Below are 4,148 nucleotides of genomic sequence, written 5' to 3' on the forward strand. Positions count from 1 at the left end.
CTTCGTGGACTTGGCGATGGCCTTGGCGTTCTGTTCGCGGAGCTTGCGGGTTCGTTCGGTGACGCAGGTGTCGTAGCCGCCGCATTCCTTGCGTGCCCGCAGGTAGAGCGGGTGCTTGCTGGACTTTTCCGCCGCGGCCTTGGTGGCGTCGAGCTTCTTCTGATGCTCGATCAGCTTGGGGCCGATGGCCCGCGTGGCGCCCTGAGTGAACCCCTTGGACGTGTCGAATGCGCGGCCGAGAGTTTCGAACGGATTGTGGTCCTTGATCTGGTGGAAGTCGTCGATGATGAGCTTGCGCAGGTCGTCGTCGGCGAGCGCCTTCTTCAGGAGCTGTTCGTGCCCGCTCTCGACGCCCTCCGAGTAGACCTCGCCGGCCAGTTCACCGATCATCTCGGCCATCCCCGTGCCTCGTCCGCGGCCCCACCGGGGAATCTTCAGGTTGAACTTCGGCGGCTTGAGGCTGCTGACAACGGACTCCTTCGGCATCTTCGTGCCGCCTGTCGAGGGTCCCTTGGGCGGGTTCTTGGGCCCGGGCTTGGTCGGGCGTGCCCCGCCGGTCTCGTCCGGGCCGTCATCGCCGCGGAGCCGGTCGCGTTCGGCCTGGGTTTGTGACAGCGCTTCCCGGGCGTCGTCGATCTGCTGCTGTACCAGCGCGAGCCCGGCCTTGGTCCTGGTCTGCCGGGGATTTTTTGCCTTGTTCTCTAGATCGCGGATTGTGTTCCCGAGCTTGCTGATCCGCTCGTCGAGGTTCTTGATCTGCGTATCAGTGCTCTCGGGCGCCGTTGCCTTGAGGTCGCGGTGGTCGCTCCACACCTGGTTGTACCGTTTGACCGACGCCTGCCGCTTCTGCTCCGCCTGTGCGCGCTCTGCGTGGGTGGTGGCGTTGGCAACCCGTTCCTTGTCCTTGCGGATGTTCTGTTCGGCCTTGGTGAGCTGCTTCTTGAGGCTCTTCTCGGTCTTACGCGACTCCTGGTACCAGGTCGCGGCGTCGTCCAAGGTGTTAGGAACGTCACTCTTGATCGAGAGGGACGTCTTGCCCTCAGTCATCCACTTGTACATCCGCTGGATGAAAATCTTCGCAGGCAGCTTCGCCTGGTAGTACCGGTCATGACGGTCCAGCGGGTGGTGAGCCCAGCCGTACGTGTACCAGCCCAGCTTGAACAGCAGGCCGGGCTCGTTCGCGGGGGAGTCGGCTGCCGGGCCAGGCGGGGTCGGGGTCGGGGTCGAGGTCGGGGTCGGGGTCGGGGCCGCCGAAGCATCGGTTGCCGGGCCGGCCAAGATGAACCCGACCGCCGCCACGAAGGCCACCAGAGCTATCCGTAAGGGCGTGGGCCAAACGCTGCGGGCTCTCTGGCCAGCGGGGGTCGTGTGTGGCGCAGTGTTCATGAGTCTTCTCCTTGAGCGATCTGGTCGTCACGGGCTGCAGATGTGGTCAGGTGGCCGCGGCGGGCAGCTGTCCGTTCGTGCCGCCGGGGACAGCCCGCCGGCATTGGCGGGCGTGGGTGAGTGCGTGCACAGGGACATCGCCGGGGCGGCGCGGGGCGGTGAGGGAAGCGTTGCGGGCCGGTGCGGGGCGGGGCAACGGTCTGCGACGGCTCGGACAGTCCGGGGTTGTCCGTGCTGGTCAGAGGTGGTGTCCGTGTCTTGCGGCCGCAGGATCCGAAGGGCATGTCCGGGGCTCGGACGGGCTGGGACGGGCTCGGACTGTCCCGGCCGCCGCACGGTCTGGCGGGACACCGCTGAGCCGGAACAGCCTTCTTTTGGGCCGCTGATTCGCCGGCCTCTCGAAGGAGGTTGTGGTGGAACGGCAGACATTGCTCAGGTCCTTCCGGCGTGTGCCGGGGCGCTCGTCCGCAGCGCGTGACCGGAAGCTGCGGGCTCCGAGGTCCGGCGGGAGCATGAGCGCGCGGTGGCGGCGGACAGCGGGAGTACTGCTCGTGCTGTTCGCGCTCTCATGGCTGGCGGGAGTACTCCTTGCCGCGCATGGTCCGACGGGCTCCTCGTCCCCGGCCGCCCGGCCGGCGGCCACTCTGGCGCCGCAAGGCCCGACCGCGCCCGAGCCTGCCCGCGCTGAGCCGACGCGGCCCGCGCAGAAGCCCGCCCAACCTGCCAAAGCAGGCGCTTCCGGCACGGGAGCGGCGAAGCGTGCGGAGGTCAGGAAGGTTGTCCTGCGGCCCGGTGACACGCTCTACGCTCTGGCCGGCCGGCACGGCACGACCGTCAAGGCCCTGCAGCGGCTCAATGCTCTGGGCGCGTCGACGCTGATCTACGCAGGAGACACCTTCCGCGTCCCCGCAGGAACGGGACCCGTGAAGGAGACACGGAAGGACCGGTGGACGGACGGGGCGCCGTCGCAGTCGCCGTCACCGTCGGCCGCGAAGCCGAAGCCGATGGCGAAGTCTCCTGCACGGCCCGCTCCGCGGCGCGTGGTCGCCTTCGCCCAGGCGCAGTTGGGCAAGCCCTACATATGGGGCGGGACCGGCCCGCGGGGCTACGACTGCTCAGGTCTGGTGACGCAGGCATGGAAGGCGGCCGGAGTGAGCCTCCCGCGCACCACGTGGGATCTGGTCCGGGCAGGCACGGCCACGACCCGCGCACAGCTCGTCCCCGGCGACCTGGTGATCGCGAACGGCGGCAGGCACGTCCAGCTCTACATCGGACACGGCAAGGTCATCCACGCCCCACGCCCTGGCAGTACGGTCACCATCGCCCGGCTCGCCGCCGCATCCGATGTCGTCAGCTACCGCCACATCACACCGTGACGGGATACAGCCATCGGGAATGCCGCTGCCGCTCCGCCTACGTCATCTACTCCAAGCACATGTTCGGGTCGCGGGAACAGAGGACATCCCAGAAATCGTCCGGGAGGGAGTCGTCCTCACTCTCTGACGGAGAGGGTGCGTGGGCCGGTGGTGGTGGTTCGTAGACGTTCGGCTCCTGATCGGATGGCTGCGGCGCAGGGCTGCTGGAAGGCTGCTTGCTTCTGGGTGAGGCTGGGGGCGTGGTGCGGGGGGTGCTGTCCGGCGAGGCGCGGCCTGCCAGGCCCGGCGGCGGCGGCTTGTCCTGGGAGGCCGGCTTCGGCGAGGAGGCGCTGGGCGTGGGCGCCGGGGACGTCGCCGAGGGAGCCGGCGTTCGTACCGCGGGCATGTGCGACTTGCCGGTGCCATCGTCAGGGAACAGGGCCACCCCCGTGACGGCGGCCGCGACGGCAAGAAATGCAGCACTCGCCCCGAGCACAAGCTTTGACCGCCGCTGAAAGGGCACTCGCGCGGGAACGGATTCGTCCCCTGCTGTCTTCGAGGCCTCCGGTTGCGGGAGAGCCAGGCCGCCGTCGTCCGCTGAAGGATCCGGCGCTGCTGCATCGGCGGCATGCGCAGGCGTCGGCGCAGGCACGGCGGACGCGTGGTCCTTCCCGGAACAGGAACGCTCTCCCGGACCCGTGTCAGTGCCCGCCCCGGCAGATTGACAGCCGTCCCCGCCTTCCACGGCTTCGGTGGCGAGACCGGGAGCTTCTTCCACGCTGTGTGCGGGCGTACCCGTCGCTGCCGGCGTGGCGGGCGCGGCGGTAGAGGGACTCTCGGGCTCGGCGGCCAGGCGTCGGCGGGCTTTCACCCATGCACTGACCATGTCCTCGTCACCGCCGCAGGCCCGGACGAAGGAAGCCAGGAGCTGCTCTCTGGGCAGCTCCGACCGGCTCAGAGCACCGGAGAGCGTGGCACGTGGCAGCACATCTCCCACGGCATCGGCCCGGCGCTCAAGCTGCCGGTAGCTCAAGTCCGCCCACAGACGTAACCGCCGCATCGCTGCCACGAACTGGGCGGGATCCGTCACATCCGGCGGTTCGGGTAAGCCGTCGTCTGCCTCCGCATCCCGGAGGCTTTGTCTGAACTCCGTCACCCTCGGCAGCTTAGGACAACCCGAGGACATTGCGCCCAACGTCAACGCCTGCGCAGACAACCCAAACAACCAAACCGCGCATGCCCCCCGCTACACGCTGGGCACGCACCCAGCTCCAGGGTGGTGGCGACGCTGGCTCTCACGCTGCGCAGGCGGTGAAGCTTCCCCTTGATCGTGGACACCTGGAGACTGGGACCTGAGGTTCCAGAGGAAGTAGCACCAGGTGGGAAGCAAATACACGAAGCGGTACA

1 protein-coding gene and 2 pseudogenes are annotated in these 4,148 nt (G+C 68.5%); 2 read left to right on the forward strand and 1 reads right to left on the reverse strand.

The genetic code is table 11. From position 1 onward, the window contains the following. Window positions 1–1,308 (reverse strand): annotated as a pseudogene (locus ACFYXM_RS34970) (hypothetical protein); the annotation flags it as partial. A gap of 590 nt (window positions 1,309–1,898) precedes the next feature. Here ACFYXM_RS34970 and ACFYXM_RS34975 point away from each other — a divergent pair. Next, window positions 1,899–2,237 (forward strand): annotated as a pseudogene (locus ACFYXM_RS34975) (LysM peptidoglycan-binding domain-containing protein); the annotation flags it as partial. 72 nt (window positions 2,238–2,309) lie between these two features. Next, window positions 2,310–2,762 (forward strand): C40 family peptidase, encoded by a 453-nt coding sequence (locus tag ACFYXM_RS34980; RefSeq protein ID WP_389295626.1) that lies wholly within the window; start codon window positions 2,310–2,312, stop codon window positions 2,760–2,762. Window positions 2,763–4,148: the final 1,386 nt, after the last annotated feature.

This window comes from Streptomyces sp. NPDC002476 (assembly GCF_042889785.1).
Lineage (GTDB): Bacteria > Actinomycetota > Actinomycetes > Streptomycetales > Streptomycetaceae > Streptomyces.